Consider the following 19207-nt stretch of genomic DNA (forward strand, 5'->3'; position numbering starts at 1 on the left):
CAGGTCACACTCCACCGAGTTGGTCCAGCACGAACCGTGGACGATCGGTGATCACACCATCGACCCGGTGTGCCAGGACGAGTTCGAGATCCGCTGGTTCGTTCACGGTCCAGACGTATGTCTGGTGTCCGGCCGCGCGGATCGCCGGCAGCAGCCCGGGCCGTGCCCGGATCACTTCGACGCCGGGTCCGGCGGCGTGCGCGCCGAACGGCAGCCGTCCGCGGCCGAGGCCGGGCGGGACGAACTCCATGAGGAAGACCCGCGGCACACCGGGCGCCTGCGCCCGGATGCGCCGCAGTGCCAGCGCCGCGAAGGACATCACGGTGACCTGTACGAGGTCGTCCGGCTTCGGATCGGCGAGTCCGTAGTGACGGAGCATCCGCACGAGCCGGCGCTCCACCTCGGCGCCGTACCGGGACGGGTGTTTCGTCTCGATCAGCAGGCGGACCCGGCGGCCGGAGGAGAGCAGCGCCTCCAGCAGCCGTTCCAGGGTGAGCAGCCGGGACAGGACCGGCAGCTCCTCCTCGGCGGGGTACCCGGGGTGCCAGGAGCCGAAGTTCAGCGTCTCCAGGTCGGCGAGGGTCTTGGCGCTGACCCGTCCCCGGCCGTTGCTGGTCCGTTCCAGGCGCCCGTCGTGCACGCAGACCAGATGGCCGTCACGGGTCAGGCGAACATCGCACTCAAGGCCGTCCGCGCCTTCTTCCAGCGCGCGCAGGTACGCCCCGAGCGTGTGCTCGGGCAGTGCGTCCGCTCCGCCACGATGGGCGAAGACGAGCGGACGGTAGTTTTCGGCGGGCATGTCCCTGGGACTTTCAGATCACGCGGGCCGGCTGTCCGTCCTCACTCACTACATCGCGCCCGGCAGCGGCCCAGGCCTGCATGCCGCCGTCGAGGTTGCGGAGGTTGTCCCACCCTTGGTTGATCAGATAGGCGACGACCTGACCGGAGCGTCCACCGGCCCGGCAGACCACCACCACGTCGCCATCCGTCGGTACCTCGGCCATCCGGGCCGGGACCTCCATCATCGGCAGGTGGTGGGCGCCGGGCGCGTGCCCGGCGGTCCACTCGTCGGGTTCGCGAACGTCGAGAAGGAAGGCGCCGGGCTCAACCTCGTCAGAGGTGATGCTGGGTACGTGTGGTCCGAACACGGGAACAGATTACGACGTCACTTCTCGGTTGCGACGACGTCCGGGTTGTCGAGTACGAACTCGGCCAGCTTGTCCTCTTTGACCGCCTGGAACATGGCCTTGCTCGTGTCGTTGAAGACCTCGCGGCCGTTGCCGTTGCCGGAGAAGGTCCCGTCGTTCGTCCGGAGCAGCACCATGTCGTTCGCCGCGACGCCGGAGAGCCCCAGGACGAAGTCGGTGAGCTGGATGTCGCCGATGTCCAGGACGAGCGCCTCGCCCGCCGACTTGATGATCGAGCTGATCTTGAGCGGGTTGGTGAGGGTGCCGCTGCTGGACGCCTTCTTCGCCATCGCCTTGATCAGCTGCTGCTGGTGGCGCTGGCGGTCGTAGTCACCGTTCTTGAGGCCGTAGCGCTGGCGGGCGTAATCAAGCGCCTCCCAGCCCTCCATCTCCTTGCAGCCGACCTCGTGCACGACGTCCTTCATCGGCTTGCCGGACTTGCGGGCCTCGGCCAGCCACATCGGCTCGCCGCCGACCAGCTTCATGTGTTTCGAGGTGACCTGCTGGTCGACGCACATCTTGACGCCGCCGAGCTCGTCGATGACCTGCTTGAAGCCGCCGAAGTTGATGATGCCGGCGCCGTCGAAGCTGATCCCGGTCTCGGCTTTCAGGGTCTTCGAGAGCAGCTGGGCGCCGCCGGTCCAGCCGCCGCCGTTCTGTGCGCCGAAGAAGAACGCCTCGGTCGCCTTGACCGTGCCGCCGGAGTATTTGCTCGGCGCGAACGCCGGGGCGGTGACCTCGGTGTCGCGCGGGATCGAGATCAGGTACGCCTGGTCGTGGCTGGCCGGGATGTGCAGCACGATGATCGTGTCGGACCGCAGCTCGTCGGCGGCCCACCGCTCCCGGGCGTCCACGCCCATCAGCAGCATGTCGATCGGGCCCTCGAGGGTGGCGCCGCCGCCCTCCGCCTCGGTCTTTTTCGCGTCGCCGGTCAGGTTCTCCAGCGCGATGCTGTCGGTCGTCTTGCTGATCATGACCTTGCCGCCGACCAGCCCGCCCGCGCTCGCCACCAGCAGTACGACGCCGACCGATGTGGTGATCCGGGCCCAGAGCGGCGAGCGAACCTTTTTCGCCTTGCGGGACCGGATCTCCCGTGGCCCGTCAGGCGCGTCGGGGTCGAGCAGAGAGGCAAGATCCGATGACGGCGTCGGACGGTCGGCCGTGACGGTCATGCAGCTCTCCAAGGGGGTGGGAGGAGGGGCTGCATAACCTTACGGACACCCTGCGTACAACTGAAGATCTAGCAAGTTTCAATCTGAAGAAGCCGTCCCACCTGCGGCCGGATGTTACTTCTTGACCGGATTTGCGGCCATGTACTCGGCCATCTTGTCGTCGGCCATCGCCTTGTAGAGCGCGATCGCCTTCTCCCGGTCGGACACCACCACGGACTGGCCGCTGATCGTGTCGCTGCCCTTGTTGGGGCTGGTCATGAACGTCAGGTTCTCGCCGCGCAGGCTGCGGAACTGCAGTGCCATGTCCTTCAGCGAGAACGTCTCGTCGACCGTGACCGCTGCCGAGACCGAGTCCAGGAAGGCGTCCAGCTTGGTCGGGCTGGCCAGGGTGCCGCCGCTCGCGGCCTTGTCCATGACGGCCTTCAGGAACTCCTGCTGGTGCTGCATGCGGGCGAAGTCGCCGCGGGCGAACTGCTTGCGCTGACGCACCCAGTCCAGCGCCTGGGCGCCGTCCATGTGCATCATGCCCTTGGTGAACTTCCGGTACGGCTTGTGGATCGACGTGATGCTCTGGTCCACCTTGAGGTCGACGCCGCCGATCGCGTCGGTGACCTCCTTGAAGCCGCCGAAGTCGATCGCCATGACGTGGTCGATGCGCACGTCGGTCATGCACTCGACGGTCCGCACCGCGCGCGGGATGCCGCCGAACGCGAAGGCCGCGTTGATTTTCGCCCGGCTGCCCGAGGTGCAGGCGTCGTTGTTGCCGGCCGGGATCTGCACCCAGAGGTCACGCGGGATCGAGACGAGCTGAGCGGACTTGTGGTCGGCCGGGACGTGCATGACCATCAGCGTGTCGGCGCGCCAGGCGTTCTTGGCGTCCTGCTTCGCGTCCGGGTCCCGGGAGTCGCTGCCGACCAGCAGGATGTTGAACGCGCCCTCGACCGTCTTGGCCGGCCGGTCCGCGGTGATCTCGGAGAACGCGTCGGTGCGCTTGAGATTGTTGTCCAGGCCGTTGAAGTATCCGTACGCCGAGACGCCGGCGATCACGGCCAGGATCAGCAGGACGATGCCCACCACCAGCGCGATCCGTTTCCAGCGCGGACGCGGGCGGCGTCCCTTGTAGGAGCGCCCGGGACCGCCGGGGCCGCCGGGTCCACCGGGCCCGCCGGGCCCGCCGGGGCCGCCAGGCCCGCTCGGGGACCGGTCGGTCGGCGCGTAGTCGTCGTAGTTGTCGTAGTCGTCGCGCGGGCCTCCCGTGGGGCGGGCCTGAGCCCGGCCCCCGTAAGCGGGCACGGACGCCCGTCCGGAGGGGTAGCCGCTAGGGGAGGAGGTGGCTGACATGGATCCAGATTACGTAGTCAAGGCGAAGGATCTGGACCCGCCGCTCGCTTCGGCACGAAGGTGGGAGATTTTCTCCGGTTATGAGATTCGACACACGGGCCGGCGTGGCGACTCGCCGGCCCGTGCTAGGTGTCGAGTCAGTGTGCCCCGTGGCCGGTCAGCGACCGGACCTCGAGTTCCGCGTACTTCTCCGGGTCGGTCTCCTTGGAGATGACCGTGCCGATCCAGCCGAAGAGGAAACCGAGCGGGATCGAGATGATGCCCGGGTTGGACAGCGGGAAGAAGTGCCAGTCCTGGTCCGGGAACATGGCCGTCGCGGAGCCGGACACGACCGGTGAGAAGAACACGAGGAGCACCGCGGAGCCCAGGCCACCGTAGATGGACCAGAGAGCGCCGGCGGTGTTGAAGCGGCGCCAGAAGAGGCTGTAGAGGATCGCCGGTAGGTTCGCCGACGCCGCCACCGCGAACGCGAGCGCCACCAGGAAGGCGACGTTCAGGCTCTGCGCGAAGATCGACAGAGCGATCGCGACCGCGCCGATGCCGAGGGCCGCGATCCGGGCGACGCGCACCTCGTCACGCTCGGAGGCGTTCCCGCGCTTTATCACGCTGGCGTAGAAGTCGTGCGCGAGGCTCGACGAAGAAGCCAGTGTGAGACCGGCCACTACGGCCAGGATCGTGGCGAACGCGACGGCCGCGATGATCGCCAGCATGATCGCGCCGCCGGTCTCGCCGCCGAAATAGTCGATGCCGAGCGCCTGAGCGAGCTGCGGCGCCGCGGTGTTGCCCGCCTTGTCCTGCGCGGTGATGTTCGCGCCACCCACCAGAGCCGCCGCGCCGAAGCCGAGGGCCAGGGTGAACAGGTAGAAGGTGCCGATGATGCCGATCGCCCAGAGCACGCTCTTACGCGCGATCCGGCTTGTCGGAACCGTGTAGAAGCGGGTCAGGATGTGCGGCAGGCCTGCCGTGCCGAGCACCAGAGCGAGACCCAGCGAGAGCAGGTCCATCTTGCTGTAGAACGTCTTGGCCGCGTCGCCGGCGGTCTCCACGCCGTATCTCAAGCCGGGTTCCAGGAAGGCCGATCCCTTGCCGGATTGTTCCGCGGCGTCGCCGAGCAGCGCGGACAGGTTGAACTTGTAGTGCGCCAGCACCAGCAGCACCATGATGAAGGCACCGCCCATGAGCATGAACGCCTTGACGATCTGGACGTAGGTGGTGCCCTTCATCCCGCCGACCGTCACGTAGATGATCATCAACGTGCCGACCAGGATGATCGTCGCGACCTTGGCGGTGGCCGCGTCCATCCCGAGGAACTCGGTGCCCGGCTTGAGCCCGAGCAGCAGCGATACGAGCGCGCCGGCGCCGACCATCTGGGCGATCAGGTAGAAGATCGACACGACGATGGTGGAGACGCTGGCCGCGGTGCGTACCGGCCGCTGGCGCATCCGGAACGCCAGGACGTCGGCCATCGTGTACCTGCCGGAGTTGCGCAGGAACTCGGCGACCAGCAGGAGCGCGACGAGCCAGGCGACCAGGAAGCCGATCGAGTAGAGGAAGCCGTCGTACCCGTAGAGGGCGATCAGGCCGGCGATGCCGAGGAACGACGCGGCCGACATGTAGTCGCCGCCGATCGCCATGCCGTTCTGGAAGCCGGAGAACTGCCGGCCGCCGGCGTAGAAGTCGGTGGCGGTCTTCGTCTGCCGGCTGGCCCAGATGGTGATGCCGAGCGTGATCGCGACGAAGACCAGGAAGAGCGTGATGGTCAGCGTGCGTGAGGTGCTGGTGCTCGCCTCCGCTGCGAAGAGGAATTCCATCAGCTGGCGCTCCCCTCAGGCGTGGTGGCGGCGGCCTCGGGGTTGTTCTCCAGCTCGTTGTAGACGGCGTCGGCGCGCGGGTCCAGCTCCTTCGCCGCGTACCGGGCGTAGAACCAGGCGATCCCGAACGTCGACACGAACTGGAGGATGCCGAACACCAGGGCGATGTTGATGTTGCCGATCAGCTTGATGCTCATGAAGTCCCGCGCGTACGCGGAGAGCAGTACATAGAGGGCGTACCAGACGATGAACGCGATCGTCGTCGGGAAGATGAAGCTGCGCAGCTTGTGGCGGAGCTGAGCGAACTCCTCGGAGCGCTGGACTTCGAGGTATCTATCCGCTGAAGCAGGCACGGGGATTCACCACCTTCGGGCTCGGTCTTGTCCCGGCACCGTACGAAGGTGTGTGCCAGGTCACCGCCCGCCGGTCGTCGTCTGCGCCCAGTGGTGGTCTGATTGCGCCCAGTGGTAGTCAGGCGAGGCCGGTGTACCGCCCCCGATAGTGGACCAGCGGGGTCGCGAGGTCAGAAACGTTTATCGATTCGATCACGCCTTCGACCAGCAGCGCCCACCCGCATTCGCGGTTGCTCTCCAGCCGGCAACCGGCCCAGGTGGCGGCGCCGGCCGGCACCGGGCCGTACGGGGTGTCCTGCCAGTCGCCGGTGGCGAAGAGCCCGCCCGGCGACGGCATCAGGCCGGCGAACCGGTCGGCCAGCTGCCGGTCGGCGGATGTCAGGGTGACGACCGCGAAGCGCCCGGACTGCTCGGCCGCGTCCCAGAAGTCGCTCTCCTCGTCGATCAGGCCGAGGATCCGGCCCGGATTGCCGTCGGCGACCACGGTGGACGAGACGGTGAGGCCGCCCGGACCGGGTGTGGTCCAGACCGTGACGGGCGCGGCGAACCGGCCCCGGAGGCGGCGCACGGCGGATTTTTCCGAGTCCGGCACGGCGAACGGATCGGATGAGTGAATTCGGCCGCCCGGTTCGTCGGTGTTCATCCGATCATTCTCCCTATTACAGATTGTGCATGCCGCTATCCCATTTAATTGATCAGGAACTATTTTGTAGTCGGCTGGTCCACGGAGGGAGACGTCGAGTGGTGCTGCGACCGGGCGACATCGTCATGGTCGGTGCCGATGCAAGCGTCCAGTTCTCGGGCGATCGGGCGCTGACATTCCGGATCATCAGGGTTGACCCGCGGGTCACCTACGACGGCTGGATCTGGCTGGAAGGCTACGTCCTCGGTCCAGCCGGCAACGCGCTGCAGCGGCGGCGGATCTTCGTACGCCAGGACGGCCTGGTCGGCCCCGAGTCGCGTACGGCGGGCCGGCCCTGACTGCACTCGAAAGTGGACGGTCGCCTACCTGTCATCCGATCACCCGATTTGTGTAGTGTCGATCGCGGTGATGACGGGAGGCGGCCCGCCTATGAGTGAAGCGTTGCCCCAGGCAGGGGACGTGCTTTACGTGGGTGGTGCGGCCAGTGTCCAGTTCGCGGGAGCCCGGTCCCTGACATTTCGGGTGATCCGGGTCGATCCGCGGATCACTTACGACGGCTGGCTCTGGATCGACGGTTACGTGCTGGGCCCGTCCGGCGACGCCACCGAGCGACGGGTCATTTTCGTGAAGCGGGATGGGCTGCGCAAGATGCGCTAACGCGTCGTCACCGCGGCCAGGACCTCCGGCATCCGCCTGTCCAGCATGGACCCGGCCAGGTTCGCGCCGATCAGGTACGCGCCCAGGCCGTACCCCGCACCGAGCGGCAGACCCACCCACGTCCAGACCGGGCCGAGCAGGTAAGCGGCGACCAGAACCGGGATGGCGCCGATCAGCGCGCCCACCATCGCGCCCAGGCTGGGCAGCGCCTTGCTGATGCCGCCGCCGGAGGAGAGCGCGAACGGCGTCGTCGGATCCGGCAGGGCGTACGCGAACACCACCGAGATCGGCAGCACCAGCGCGAGACCGAATCCGTACACCGCCAGGAGCATGCCGACCTGCGCCGGGACGCCGCCCGGCCCGCCCGCCGCGAACCCGGTGACGGCCGCGACGAGCAGCAGCATCGGCACGGTGAAGAGGGCGTGCGCGGCGGCTCGGGAGTGCACCTCCAGCCGGCCCGGAACTCCGGTTGCCAGGTTGGTGGCGTTCGCGCTTCCTTCGTACCCGAACTGGTTGGCCAAACCGATGGGCGCGATCGCGCCCACCAGAACCGCGAGTCCCCCGGCGCCCGCGCCGCCCGTGCCGAAGACGGTGGAGAGCGGCAGGAAGACGCCGGCGACCGCGAGGGTGATCAGCGCGGCCCGCCGCCGGGTCTCGCGCCACCAGTACCGGGTCTCCCGGGCCATCAGCGCGCCGAACCGCGACCGCGGCGCCCATCGGGGAAGCAGCCGCGCGACCGGATCACGATTGTCGTTCTTCCTGGTGGCGCGGCCGACGGCTCGGCTGCCGGCGGTGCCGGACATCGCGGCCTCGATCGTGCGGCTCCACCACCAGAGCATGGCGGCGATCACCACGAGGACGATCAAAAGCTTCAGGGGTACGGCCCAAACCCGTCCCGCCGCGACATCGAGACCCATCGTGTAGGGAGCGGCCAGCGGGGTCCAGCCGACGATCGTGGCGATCGAGGCGGCGCTGTCCCAGTCCGCCCGGTTCACCAGGCCGAGCAGCAGCAGCTGGGCCGGGCCGATCGACGCGGCCACCACGGCCAGCATGATGGTCGCCAGATCACGGGCCCGGCGCGATCGCAGCGCACCGGCGAACGCGCTGGTCAGGGCCCGGCTGATCACCACGCACAGGACCAGGCCGGAAATGATGCCGAGTACCTGGGCGAACGCTGCGCCCGGTCCGCCGAGCCGGGCCGCGGAGTCGACAGTTCCGGCGGTGGCCGCGAGGGTGGACAGCGCCGGGATGCCGGCCAGCGCGGCGGCGGCGAGCCCGGTGATCAGCGTGCGGCGGGGCAGCGGCAGAAGTGCGAACTGCGCCGGGTCGAGCGAGTCGTCGACACCGAAGAAGAGCAGTGGCAGGAAGAACCAGCCGAGTACGAGCAGCGCGCCACCGAACGGGAAGAGCAGGCCGGCGGCGCGCGGATTGTCGAGCAGGCCGGGAACGGCGAAGACCGAGTAACCGACGACCGCGGCGAACCCGGCGGCGACCGCGCCGAGGACGAAGACCACGATCCGGGCGGTACGGCCGCGCAGGCCGTTGCCGGTGATCCGGAGTTTCAAGCGGACGAACGACCAGGCGGTCACAGCCACGCCAGCTCCGAGCCGGTCGCCACCCGGCCGCCGACGACCTGCACGAACACGTCCTGCAGCGGGCGGTCGGCCTGGACCGCGGCGAGCGTGCCGTGCAGGCGTAGCACCCCGTCGGAGAGGATCGCGACGTGTGAGCAGAGGCGTTCCACCACCTCCAGGACGTGGCTGGAGAAGACCACGGTGCCGCCGCCGGTCACGTACCGCTGGAGGATGTCGCGGATCAGCGCGGCCGAGACCGGGTCGACCGCCTCGAACGGCTCGTCCAGCACGAGCAGCCGGGGCGCGTGCAGCAGCGCGCAGGCCAGGCCGATCTTCTTCTTCATCCCGGCCGAGTAGTCGACCACCAGGGTGCGGTTGTCGACGCCGAGTTCGAGGACGTCGAGCAGGTCCCGGGCGCGCTGGTCGACCACGTCGGCGGGCATGCCGCGGAGCAGTCCGTGGTACGCCAGCAGCTCCGGGCCGCTCAGCCTGTCGAACATCCGGACGCCGTCGGGAAGCACGCCGACCAGGGCTTTCGCCTCTGCTGGCGAGGCCCATACGTCGTACCCAAGAAGGAAAGCCTGACCAGCGTCGGGCCGCAAGAGGCCGACGGCCATGGAGAGGGTCGTGGTTTTTCCGGCCCCGTTGGGGCCGAGCAGGCCGTAGAACGAGCCGGCGGGGACCTCCAGGCTGACACCGGAGACGGCGAGCCGGGTGTCGAAATTCTTCACCAGGCCCCGCAGCGACATCGCGGCACTGGGCTGTTCGCTCGGAGGGCGCTGTGCCGGGATGGTCATAAGACGAACGTATCGGTCCGAAGCGCCTCGGCGGAACCGGTCACACCCTCAGTGACTCCGGTGCGTGCAGCCGGAGCATGGTCGCCCCAACGTCGGCCGGAACCCGCCGGCTGGTCAGTAAAGAGCCGCCGACCATCACGAGGAAAGCCAGCGGAACGGTCCATGCGGCGGGCTGTTCCACGAACGTGGCGACCCATCCGGAGAGAGGCGGGCCGAGAACGGTGATCACCACGGCGGCCACCGACGCGCCGCCGCCGGCGATGATCCCGGCGATGGCGCCGGCATCGGTCAGGCCGCGCCACCAGATGCCGAGCACCAGCAACGGGCAGAAACTGGACGCCGCGACCGCGAAGGCGAGACCCACTACCTTCGACACGTCCATGTCGGACACATAGAGCGCGAACCCGGTCGGCACCATCGCGGCAAGCACGGTGGCCAGCCTGAACTCGCGGATCGAGCCGCTGCGGCCGGACCGCAGGATGTCCGTGAAGATCACCCCGGCGATGCTGGTGAGCAGGCCGGACGAGGTGGAGAGGAACGCGGCGAGCGCGCCCGCGGCAACCAGCGCGCCGAGCAGCCGGCCCAGGTGACCGCCGCCGAGCGCGGCCTCGGGCAGCAGCAGCACCACAGCGTCGGTGTGACCGGTCATCAGCAGTTGCGGTGTGTAGATCCGGCCGAGCACGCCGTACAGGGTGGGCAGCAGGTAGAAGAGCCCGACCATGGCCAGCACGACGAGGGTGGTGCGCCGGGCCGAGGCGCCGTCCGGGTTCGTATAGAAGCGGACCAGCACGTGCGGCAGACCCATCGTGCCCAGGAACGTCGCGAGGATCAGCGAATATGTCGCGAAGAGCTCCTGGTCACCGCTGGGCAGCAGCCAGTCCGCGCCGAAGCCGGCGTCGACCGTGCTGATCCGCGGCACCGGATCGCCGGCCGCGAACTCCAGGCTCTCGCCGGCCTTGACCGGCTGGTTCCCATTGATGATCGCGTCCTGCTCGATCACCACGGTGGTGGCGGCCGGGAAGACCGCGCCTTGCGGCGGCGTCGCTGCCGGGCGGCCATCGGACTGCCACTGCAAGATCAAGAAAATCATGGGTACGGCCAGCGCGGTCAGCTTCAGCCAGTACTGGAACGCCTGCACGAAGGTGATCGCCCGCATCCCGCCGAAAGCCACGTTCGCGGTGACCACGACGCCGACCAGCAGGGCGCCCCAGACGTACGACCCGCCGGTGATCGTGGCGAACGTCAGCCCGGCGCCCTGCAGCTGCGGCAGCAGGTAGAGACAACCGATGAAGAGCACGAACCCGGTCGCCAGCCGGCGCAATGTGCGCGATCGCAGCCGGACCTCACAGAAGTCCGGCAGGGTGAACGCGCCGGACCGGCGCAGCGGCGCCGCCACGAACAGCAGCAGCGCGAGGTACCCGGCGGCGAATCCCACCGGGTACCAGAGCATGTCCACGCCGTAGCAGAGGATCAGTCCCGCGACGCCGAGGAACGACGCGGCCGACAGGTACTCCCCGCTGATCGCCGCCGCGTTCCACGTCGGGCTCACCGACCGGGAAGCCACCAGGAAATCCGAGGTGGTACGCGCGAACCGCAGGCCGTACGCCCCGATCGCCACGGTCAGCAGCACCACCACGATCAGGCCGGGACCGAGGTACGGATTCACCGCTCCGGCCTCCGGATCAGCGCGGCGAAGTCCTGCTCGTTGCGTTCGGCCCAGCGCACGTACGCCGCGCCGACGCCGACCAGGAACGGGAACGACAGCAGGCCGAGCAGCAGCCACGGCAGCGGCACCCCGGCGACCCGGAACGAGCCGGCCGCCGGTGCCGCGACGAACAGCAGCGGCAGGGTTCCGAGGCCGGCCACGACCACCAGTGAGAGCCGCAGCGCGAGGGCCAGCTGGGCCCGCACCAGGCCTTTCACCAGCGCCTCACCGACCGGGGTCTGCTCGGCGAGATCGATGCCGGTCCGGTCGGTGGCGCTACGCCGGGCCGCCGCCTCGGCCAGCACGACCCGGGTCCTGCTGGTGGGGTCCGGCGCGGACGTGGGCTGATCGGCGGCCATGTCCGCGAGTCTGTCCGGCCCGGCCGAAATGTCAAGACCGGTAGATGAGCTCCCAGCAGTTCTGGAGCGGCCGTGAATTTCCGATGATCTCGCGTGCGGACTGCCGGCCGAGATTCCAGCCACGCCAGTCGTCGGGCGACATACCGTCATTGATCGCCCACACCAGACAGAGCCGCCTCTCCTCGTCGGAGATCTCGGCAAGAGCCGGCACCGCATCCGGCGAGAGCCCGGCGAGGTACGCCATGTCGATGCGCTGCGTACGCTCGAACCGGCTCACGTTGTTCTCCGCGATCATCCGGTCCGGGTTCGCCGCGGCCAGGCCGAGCAGTGCCAGCACGCCGGCCGCGATCGCCACCCGGGGCAGCCAGGGCGCCCGGATCCGGATGCCGGCGACCAGGACCATGGCCAGCACCAACCCGAACCACGCCTCGCAGCAGGCGACCAGCAGCCGCAGCCGGGTCAGCCCGTAGGTGTCGGTGTAGACGTTCATCCGGTGCAGCGCGGAGGCGACGATCACCAGGGTGAGCGCGGCGAGGCTGCCCAGCACGGTACGCAGCAGGATCCGGTCGGCAGGGGTTCGCCGGGGCGCCCATCGGGCCGCGCCGGCCAGCACCACGAGGGCCAGGACGGTAACGGCGCAGAGCTGCCAGAATCCGCTGCGGGCGTACTCGGCGTAGGTCAGGCCGTCGGTCTCCACCACGTATCGGACGCCGCCGAAGAGCACGGTGAGCTGAATCGCGACGAACGCGGCGAAGAGCAGGACCAGCAGGCCGAGCGGGACGGCCCACTCCAGCCAGCCGACCTTGCGGCCCTCGGTGTGATCCAGTCTGCCGGCCGACGGCGGCGCGGCACGCAGGAATGCGGCACCGGCGAGCAGCAGGAACGTGAAGCCGCCGACGAAGATCCACCGGGCCACCACGTCACCGCGGATGTCCGGGATCGCCGCCTCGAAGACCCGGGCGAACGCGGCATCGGCCGAGGCGAAGAGCGCTCCGAAGACGGCGAGCAGCACGATCGAGACCACGGCGGTGCCGAGAACGCGTACCGGTGAGCCGCTGCTGCTGCTCCGCAGCCGCGACAGACCGCGGGAGATCCAGGGAAGGCCGCGCACGGTTGCGATCGGGACACTGAGGTACGCGACAGCGATGGCCCTCAGCGAACGTCCGGAACTGATCGCGATCGCGCCGGTGACGGTGCCGGTCAGCACGCAGAGCGCGAAGAGCCAGTCGGCCGAGCGGAACGTGCCGACGGCCAGCAGGGCGACCGTGGCTACGGCCCACCCGTAGCGGTCCGGCGTCCCCTTCTTCTGCGGGCGTTGCACCAGCGGGGGTATGCCCGGCCGGCCAGGAACGACCCGGGCGACGATCAGTGCGGCGGTGCCGGCGATCGCGGTGACCAGCCAGCCGATGCCGGGCCGGTCGAGCGGCACGGCCAGAGCCGCCACGATCGCGGCGCCGGCCAGGGCCAGCAGGGTGGGTGCGGAGGCCGGAGCACCGGGACCGGGCCAGAGCACGCCGTCGCGGCGAGTGGGCGGCCAAGGCCCGTGCAAATCTCCCTTTTGTCCGGTCTGTAGAGCTGGAGGTGCCGTGGGCATGATGGCCTCGCCTTTCGTCAGGCGGTGTGAAGCGGGAGTTTTACCTGGATGTGGCAGCCGCGGTCGCCGTCCGGCTCGACCACGGCGATGGAGCCCTGGTGCATCTGGACCACCCAGCGGGCGATCGCCAGGCCGAGGCCCGTACCGCCGCCGGTGGCCCGCTCACCGCGGGTGAAGCGTTCGAAGACCCGTTCCCGTTCGCCGGCCGGGATGCCCATGCCCTGATCCACCACGGCGAGCAGCAGATGCTCGTCGCGGCGCTCGGCGCGGACCGTCACCGTGCCGCCGGCCGGGCTGTGCCGGGCCGCGTTGTCCAGCAGGTTCGCCAGGACCTGGTGCAGCCGCTCCCGGTCACCGGAGATCGACATCCCGGGTGCGGAGACCTCGAACCGCACGCCGTCGCCGGCGTTCATGGTGGCTTCCCGCACCGCGTCGTGCAGGAACGCCGGCACGTCGATCACGTCGCGGCGCAGCGGCACCACGCCGGCGTCCAAACGGGACAGATCGAGCAGGTCGGTGACGAGCCTGCTCAGCCGCTGGGTCTGTGCCAGCGCGGTGCTCATCGTCTCCGGCTCGGCCGCTGCCACGCCGTCGACGATGTTCTCCAACAGGCCTTGAAGTGCCGTGATGGGCGTACGCAACTCGTGCGAGACGTTCGCGATCAGCTCGCGCCGCTGGCGGTCCGCGGCCGCGAGGTCCGCGGCCATCTGGTTGAACGCCGAGGCCAGCTCACCCACCTCGTCCTGCGAGCGGGTGCGGATCCGCCGGGTGTAGTCACCGCGAGCCATCGCCCGGGCGGCCACCGTCATCTCGCGCAGCGGCACTGTCGCTCCATGCGCCATGACCTGCAGCGTCACCAGGCCGAGGGCGGCGGCGATCGCGATCCAGAGCAGGTCGACCCGGTAGAAGTCGATGCTCCAGAGAAAGACCAGCAGGCCCACTCCGCCCGCGAATCCCAGTGCCAGCGAGAGCTTCGCCTTGATCGAGCGGACCGGGTCGAGTGGGGTGGGTAGCCAGCCGAAGAGTTGTGCGGCGACATTGTGGACGAACTGCATGAATCCGGTGATCATCGGTCGACCTCAAGGGCGTACCCAATGCCGTGCACTGTGCGGATGAGGTCCGCACCCAGCTTGCGCCGCAGGGCCTTGATGTGGGAATCGACGGTTCGCGTCCCGGAAGCGTCGGCCCAGCCCCAGACCTCGGCCAGCAGGCGTTCCCGGGGAACGACAGTGCGCGGGCGCCCGGCCAGGTGAACCAGCAGGTCGAATTCGGTCGGGGTGAGGTGGATCTCCACCCCGGCGCGGGTGACGCGGCGTTCCGACGAGTTGATCTCCAGGTCGCCTAGCTGGAGCTGGTTCTTTTTCGCGTGGGCCTGGTTCTTCTCCGCGCGGCGCAGCAGGGCGTGCACCCGGGCCGCGAGCTCCCGCATCGAGAACGGCTTGGCCATGTAGTCGTCGGCGCCCACCGCGAGACCCACCAGCAGGTCGGTCTCGTCACCCCGGGCGGTCAGCATGAGTACGGGAACCGGCCGCTCCGCCTGGATCCGGCGGCACACCTCGAGGCCGTCGAAACCGGGCAGCATCACGTCCAGCACCACGACGTCCGGCCGGATCGTGCGGGCCGCCTCGACCGCTGCCGGACCGTCGCCGGCCAGGTGGACCTGGAAGCCCTCGGCACGCAGCCGGGCGGCCACGGCGTCGGCGATGACCCGCTCGTCCTCGACCACGAGGACGCGCCGCTCGATCGTCTCCATTTTCGGTCCCCGGCTTCCCTGTTTGAGGCGGCCGGTGCGTCCCCGTGACTCACCGGCCGGTTGGGTCAGCAGCTTATTGACCAGCTGAGGAGAGGGGGCGGCGGACTTGTAAAGGATCTGTGGAGACGATCCGGGACTTAAGAAAACTGGGGGTCAGCCTGTGGATAACTCTGTGGAGAAGTCCGTGAGGCTGTGGACAACCGTGTGGATTATCGGGTCCAGTCGTGTTTTGCGGCCCGAATCAGACGATCTTTCAGGTCTCGGGTGTGCCGGCGGCTCACCGGCAATTCCACGCCGTCGACCGATACGACGTATCCCGAGTTGGTCAGGCGCAGCTCGGTGACCAGGCGCAGCTGCACGAGGAAGGACCGGTGGATTCGCACGAAACCGGCGTTCGCCCAGCGTTCGGCCAGGGTCGCGAGCGAGACGCGTACCAGGTGGGAGGCTTCTCCGGTGTGCAGCCGGGCGTAATCGCCCTGCGCTTCCACCCAGCGCACCGACGAGCGGGGCAGCATCTTCGTCGTGCCGGCCAGCTCGACCGGGATCGCCGGTTCGTCAGGTGCCGTCGCGGGCGAGGGTGCCGCGCGCAGACCGGCCACCCGGCGCAGCGACTCACCCAGTCGCTCCGCCCGGACCGGCTTGCGCACATAGTCGGTGACACCCAGGTCGAACGCGTCCACAGCCCCGTCGTCGTACGCCGTCACGAACACGATCGCCGGCGGCTGGGCGAACCGGCGCAGGATCCGGGCCAGCTCCATGCCGTCCAGGCCGGGCATCCGGATGTCCAGGAAGACCGCGTCGACCTCGGTATCGCGGAGAACCCGCAGGGCCTCGGTGGCGTCGCCGGCCCGGTGCACGTGTGCGACCCGGCCGTCCGCGTTCAGCAGATAGGCGAGCTCGTCCAGGGCGGGTGGCTCGTCGTCGACGGCCAGGACGACGAGGCTCATGCTCTTGCCTGGGGATGGAATTTCGGCACGCGCATGCTCACTTTCGTACCCGCGCCGGGTGCGGTCTCCACCACCAGGCCGTTGTGATCGCCGAAGACCGAGCGAAGCCGTTCGTCCACATTCACCAGACCGACGTGCTGGCCGTCGTCGGTGTCATCGCTTTTCAAGGAGAAGACCACCGGATCCATGCCCACGCCGTCGTCCTCCACGGTGATGTGACACTCGGCTCCGGCGTCACGAGCTTCGATGCTCACCATACCGACGCCCGGCTTACGGGACAGGCCGTGCCGGACGGCGTTCTCCACGAGCGGTTGCAGGCACAGGAACGGCACGTTCACCGGCAGGACCTCGGGGGCGATCTGAAGGCGTACCTGAAGCCGGTCGCCGAACCGGGCCCGCTCGATCGTCAGATAACGATCGATCGACCGTAGCTCCTCGGCAAGCGTGGTGAACTCGCCGTGCGCCCGGAACGAGTACCTGGTGAACTCGGCGAACTCCAGAATCAGCTCCCGCGCCCGCTCCGGATCGGTGCGGACGAACGAGGCGATCGCGGTCAGCGCGTTGTAGATGAAGTGCGGGCTGATCTGCGCCCTGAGCGCTCGCACTTCAGCCCGGGCCAGCCGCTCCCGCGACGACTCCAGTTCGGCGAGCGCCAGCTGCGAACCGGCCCACCGCGCGGCCTCCAGCGTCGCCTGCACCAGCCCCGGCGCCGGCTGATCATCAGCCACCGCCACCAGCGCGGCCGTCGTCTGATCATCCGGCCCGCTCAGCGGCGCGATCACCGCACCCCGAACCACACAATCCACGCGGTCACAAGGAAGATCAGACCCATTGAGTACGACGGAACGCTGGGTACTCGTGGCTCGGCGCGCGGCGGTGACCAGCTGTTCCGCGTGGTGGGTGCCCCGTCCGTCGTACCCGAGGCACCGTTGCCCGTCGGTGATCGCCATCCCGACCGCGCCTACCAGGGTCCGCAGGTGTTTTACCGCTTTGCCCGCGGTGGCCGGGGTGAGCCCGGCCCGCAGCGGCTCGGCGGCCAGGGCGGCGGTGTGCAGCACGTCGTAGGTGGCGCGCTGCATTGCGGTGGCGATTCCCCGTCTAGCCCGAAGCCGCAGGGTTGCGACGACGGCGGCGGCAAGCGCGGCGAGCACAGCAAGAATCGAGAGAACGCTGCCAACCTGTCCCGCCACGCAGCAGATAGTCGCGTGTCCCGCCCCGAAACACCATCCCCAACCCGCCGAATCCAGGCCCCACGGTGGCCTTTCGTCACGCCGAGATGGGAGCACACGGTGGCCTTTGTCGCCCCTAGCCAAGGAGCCCACGGTGGGAGTGTGTTCACCCGAGTTGAAGCGGGGGTCGCAGCTGTGGGCGGTGGCTGGGACGCCTCTTTTTGTGGGGGCGGGGGTGATAGCAGAAAGGGCGTGACCGATTACGCAGGTCGCGCGGTGCGTGCTCGCGGGTTGGACGCGTAGCGGCCAGCGAGGAGTGCCGGGCCCTCGGCGGGAGCGGCGGTCTGTACGCGCCGCCCCGCTGCGAGATGGGGTTGATCTTGGGTTTTAGTAAGCGCCCTTGCGCTTCAGGACGACCCAGATGGTGCGCCAGAGGATGGAGAGGTCGTAGGTGAGTGACCAGTTGTCGACGTAGTAGAGGTCCAGGCGGACCGCCTCGTCCCAGGAGAGGTCGGAGCGGCCGGAGACCTGCCAGAGGCCGGTGATGCCGGGGCGGACCAGCAGGCGGCGGCGGACGTCGCCCAGGTAGTCGCCGTCGTCGGCGGGGAGTGGGCGGGGGCCGACCAGGGACATCTCGCCCTTGAGCACGTTGATCAGCTGGGGGAGCTCGTCCAGGGAGGTGGCTCGCAGCTTCTGGCCGAACGCGAAGATGCGGGGGTCGTGCTTCATCTTGAAGAGCATGCCGTCGGACTCGTTGAGCTCTTCGAGAGTGGCTTTGCGTTCCTCGGCGTCCTGGTACATCGTCCGGAATTTCCACACCCGGAATGTGCGGCCGTCGTGGCCGACGCGGGTCTGGCGGAAGAAGACCGGGCCCGGGTCGGAGAGGCTGATGCCGAGCGCGATGATCGCGAGGATCGGGCTGATCAGCAGCAGGCCGAGAGCGGCCGCGACCCGGTCCATCAAGTTCTTGATCAGCCAGCCGGGGCCGGAAAGGGTCGGCTCCTCGACGTGCAGCAGGGGCAGGCCCTCGATCGGGCGGATGTGCACGCGCGGGCCGGCGATGTCGGTGAGCTGCGGTGCGACCACGAGGTCGACGCCGGTGCCTTCCAGCTGCCAGGCCAGACGGCGTAGCTCGCCGGGCTCGGCGCTGGCCGAACCGCAGACCGCGATCGTGTCGGCGCTTACCTCGCGGACCAGGGCCAGCACGTCACGACCTGCGAAAACGGGGACCGGAGTCTCTATTCCGCGGGCGGCCGAGAAGCCGTCGGTCAGGTGGATCGCGACCGGGATCAGGCCGGCGGCCGGGCTCCGGGTGACGTGGGTGTAGACCTCGAGCGCCTCGGGCAGCGTGCCGACCAGGACCATCCGGTGCGCGCCGTGACCGGTGCGGCGTCTGGAGTAGTGCAGGATCTGCCGGGCCATCGCACGGTTGACCAGGATGAGCACCAGCGCGCTCAGCGACACCGTCGCGACCGTCCCACGGGACAGGTCGGTCTTGGTGGCGAACGCGAGCAGGGACACGCTGGCCACGACCGTGACCGAGGTACGCACGACCCGCTTGTATTCCTCGCTGCCCAGGCCCAGGTAACGCCGGTCGTATGTGCCGGCGGTCCAGAGCAGGAACAACCAGCCGAGCGGCAGGACGACGTACGCGAAGAAGTTGAACAGCTCGATGCCGTCGAAGAGGCCCCAGGAGCGGTTGATGAAACCACTCTTCGACTTCTCCAGCAGGGAGTCGGCGATGTAGCTCGCCACCAGGGCGGAGAGCAGGTCGACGATCACCAGAGCGAAGGTGTAGGGCCGGTGCCAGCGGGACACCCGGCGCTGCCGGGTCCAGGCGGATCTGGGTACGCCATTGCTCGGTGGCGGAGTCTCCTGCCACTCGAAGCTTTCGTACCCCACGGGCTGGCTCCGGCTGCTGTCGGTCGATGGGCGATGCAGGCTAGTGGTCACTTCGCCTACGTCCTCCCGCATCCGGAAAAAGATTACGCACCGCCACGACCTTTGGGTTGTCGGCGGGTCCGCCGATACCCGTTCGCGTCATAACGGTTGCCAGGGACCGGGCCACTATACCGATGGATCGGCCGGAGAGAAGGTGACGTTGTGGCAGCAATCCCGATGCATACCCAGCGTGACGGTGCGGTG

The 19207-nt window shown here is 68.9% G+C and carries 19 protein-coding genes; 2 read left to right on the top strand and 17 right to left on the bottom strand.

What is annotated here, in order from left to right; translation table 11 throughout:
• Positions 1-4 precede the first annotated feature (4 nt).
• The 7 genes from B0I29_RS22615 to B0I29_RS22645 form a co-directional block, all read right to left on the bottom strand.
• Positions 5-799: a glycerophosphodiester phosphodiesterase gene (locus tag B0I29_RS22615; protein WP_111651029.1), complete on the bottom strand. Its 795-nt coding sequence runs from the start codon at positions 797-799 to the stop codon at positions 5-7.
• Positions 800-812: 13 nt separating this feature from the next.
• Positions 813-1148, bottom strand: coding sequence for a rhodanese-like domain-containing protein (locus B0I29_RS22620; RefSeq protein WP_111651030.1), 336 nt, complete (start codon positions 1146-1148; stop codon positions 813-815).
• A gap of 17 nt (positions 1149-1165) precedes the next feature.
• Complete coding sequence (locus tag B0I29_RS22625) at positions 1166-2359, bottom strand: LCP family protein (RefSeq protein ID WP_111651031.1); 1194 nt, start codon at positions 2357-2359, stop codon at positions 1166-1168.
• A gap of 114 nt (positions 2360-2473) precedes the next feature.
• Entirely contained in the window at positions 2474-3700 is a 1227-nt protein-coding gene (locus tag B0I29_RS22630) for an LCP family protein (protein WP_111651032.1), read from the bottom strand.
• Between the two features lie 137 nt (positions 3701-3837).
• The gene (locus B0I29_RS22635; RefSeq protein WP_111651033.1) at positions 3838-5511 is read right to left on the bottom strand and encodes a solute symporter family protein; all 1674 of its coding nucleotides are present in this window, start codon (positions 5509-5511) and stop codon (positions 3838-3840) included.
• Positions 5511-5864 (bottom strand): DUF485 domain-containing protein, encoded by a 354-nt coding sequence (locus B0I29_RS22640; protein ID WP_111651034.1) that lies wholly within the window; start codon positions 5862-5864, stop codon positions 5511-5513. Before B0I29_RS22640 ends, B0I29_RS22635 begins: the two co-directional genes overlap by 1 nt.
• Positions 5865-5982: 118 nt before the next feature.
• Positions 5983-6546, bottom strand: a complete 564-nt coding sequence (locus B0I29_RS22645) for a flavin reductase family protein (protein WP_375790624.1) — start codon at positions 6544-6546, stop codon at positions 5983-5985.
• Between the two features lie 59 nt (positions 6547-6605).
• Between B0I29_RS22645 and B0I29_RS22650 the strand changes: the two genes are divergently transcribed.
• Together B0I29_RS22650 and B0I29_RS22655 are read left to right on the top strand one after the other, a co-directional pair.
• Positions 6606-6845 carry a hypothetical protein gene (locus tag B0I29_RS22650; protein WP_245972678.1) on the top strand — a complete coding sequence of 80 codons (240 nt, stop codon included), beginning with the start codon at positions 6606-6608 and terminating at the stop codon, positions 6843-6845.
• 121 nt (positions 6846-6966) lie between these two features.
• A complete protein-coding gene (locus B0I29_RS22655; RefSeq protein ID WP_245972679.1) occupies positions 6967-7164 on the top strand; it encodes a hypothetical protein in 198 nt (65 codons plus the stop codon).
• Here B0I29_RS22655 and B0I29_RS22660 read toward each other — a convergent pair.
• The 10 genes from B0I29_RS22660 to B0I29_RS22705 all read right to left on the bottom strand — a co-directional run bounded on the left by B0I29_RS22660 (position 7161) and on the right by B0I29_RS22705 (position 19036).
• Positions 7161-8759: an ABC transporter permease gene (locus B0I29_RS22660; RefSeq protein WP_245972680.1), complete on the bottom strand. Its 1599-nt coding sequence runs from the start codon at positions 8757-8759 to the stop codon at positions 7161-7163. The two genes, B0I29_RS22655 and B0I29_RS22660, sit on opposite strands and share 4 nt — an antisense overlap.
• A complete protein-coding gene (locus tag B0I29_RS22665; RefSeq protein ID WP_111651038.1) occupies positions 8750-9535 on the bottom strand; it encodes an ABC transporter ATP-binding protein in 786 nt (261 codons plus the stop codon). The genes B0I29_RS22660 and B0I29_RS22665 overlap by 10 nt, the downstream gene beginning before the upstream one ends.
• 40 nt (positions 9536-9575) lie before the next feature.
• A complete protein-coding gene (locus B0I29_RS22670; protein WP_111651039.1) occupies positions 9576-11201 on the bottom strand; it encodes a sodium/solute symporter in 1626 nt (541 codons plus the stop codon).
• On the bottom strand, positions 11198-11599 hold the full coding sequence (locus B0I29_RS22675) for a hypothetical protein (protein ID WP_111651040.1): 402 nt from the start codon (positions 11597-11599) through the stop codon (positions 11198-11200). The genes B0I29_RS22670 and B0I29_RS22675 overlap by 4 nt, the downstream gene beginning before the upstream one ends.
• 31 nt (positions 11600-11630) lie before the next feature.
• The gene (locus B0I29_RS22680; protein WP_245972681.1) at positions 11631-13148 is read right to left on the bottom strand and encodes a DUF4153 domain-containing protein; all 1518 of its coding nucleotides are present in this window, start codon (positions 13146-13148) and stop codon (positions 11631-11633) included.
• A 62-nt stretch (positions 13149-13210) separates the two neighbouring features.
• The gene (locus B0I29_RS22685; protein ID WP_245972682.1) at positions 13211-14263 is read right to left on the bottom strand and encodes a HAMP domain-containing sensor histidine kinase; all 1053 of its coding nucleotides are present in this window, start codon (positions 14261-14263) and stop codon (positions 13211-13213) included.
• Positions 14260-14946: a response regulator transcription factor gene (locus B0I29_RS22690; protein ID WP_111651042.1), complete on the bottom strand. Its 687-nt coding sequence runs from the start codon at positions 14944-14946 to the stop codon at positions 14260-14262. Before B0I29_RS22690 ends, B0I29_RS22685 begins: the two co-directional genes overlap by 4 nt.
• A gap of 209 nt (positions 14947-15155) precedes the next feature.
• Positions 15156-15893 (bottom strand): LytR/AlgR family response regulator transcription factor, encoded by a 738-nt coding sequence (locus B0I29_RS22695; RefSeq protein ID WP_111651043.1) that lies wholly within the window; start codon positions 15891-15893, stop codon positions 15156-15158.
• On the bottom strand, positions 15890-17083 hold the full coding sequence (locus B0I29_RS22700) for a sensor histidine kinase (protein ID WP_111651044.1): 1194 nt from the start codon (positions 17081-17083) through the stop codon (positions 15890-15892). Before B0I29_RS22700 ends, B0I29_RS22695 begins: the two co-directional genes overlap by 4 nt.
• Positions 17084-17449: 366 nt before the next feature.
• Positions 17450-19036, bottom strand: a complete 1587-nt coding sequence (locus B0I29_RS22705; protein ID WP_111651045.1) for a sugar transferase — start codon at positions 19034-19036, stop codon at positions 17450-17452.
• Between the last annotated feature and the right edge of the window lie 171 nt (positions 19037-19207).

The organism is Actinoplanes lutulentus, from assembly GCF_003259845.1.
GTDB lineage: Bacteria > Actinomycetota > Actinomycetes > Mycobacteriales > Micromonosporaceae > Actinoplanes > Actinoplanes lutulentus.

Coding starts and splice junctions, on each gene's coding strand:
- B0I29_RS22615 (WP_111651029.1), bottom strand. CDS start 799: ATGCCCGCCGAAAACTACCGTCCGCTCGTCTTCGCCCATCGTGGCGGA.
- B0I29_RS22625 (WP_111651031.1), bottom strand. CDS start 2,359: ATGACCGTCACGGCCGACCGTCCGACGCCGTCATCGGATCTTGCCTCT.
- B0I29_RS22630 (WP_111651032.1), bottom strand. CDS start 3,700: ATGTCAGCCACCTCCTCCCCTAGCGGCTACCCCTCCGGACGGGCGTCC.
- B0I29_RS22635 (WP_111651033.1), bottom strand. CDS start 5,511: ATGGAATTCCTCTTCGCAGCGGAGGCGAGCACCAGCACCTCACGCACG.
- B0I29_RS22665 (WP_111651038.1), bottom strand. CDS start 9,535: ATGACCATCCCGGCACAGCGCCCTCCGAGCGAACAGCCCAGTGCCGCG.
- B0I29_RS22675 (WP_111651040.1), bottom strand. CDS start 11,599: ATGGCCGCCGATCAGCCCACGTCCGCGCCGGACCCCACCAGCAGGACC.
- B0I29_RS22685 (WP_245972682.1), bottom strand. CDS start 14,263: ATGATCACCGGATTCATGCAGTTCGTCCACAATGTCGCCGCACAACTC.
- B0I29_RS22690 (WP_111651042.1), bottom strand. CDS start 14,946: ATGGAGACGATCGAGCGGCGCGTCCTCGTGGTCGAGGACGAGCGGGTC.
- B0I29_RS22695 (WP_111651043.1), bottom strand. CDS start 15,893: ATGAGCCTCGTCGTCCTGGCCGTCGACGACGAGCCACCCGCCCTGGAC.
- B0I29_RS22705 (WP_111651045.1), bottom strand. CDS start 19,036: ATGCGGGAGGACGTAGGCGAAGTGACCACTAGCCTGCATCGCCCATCG.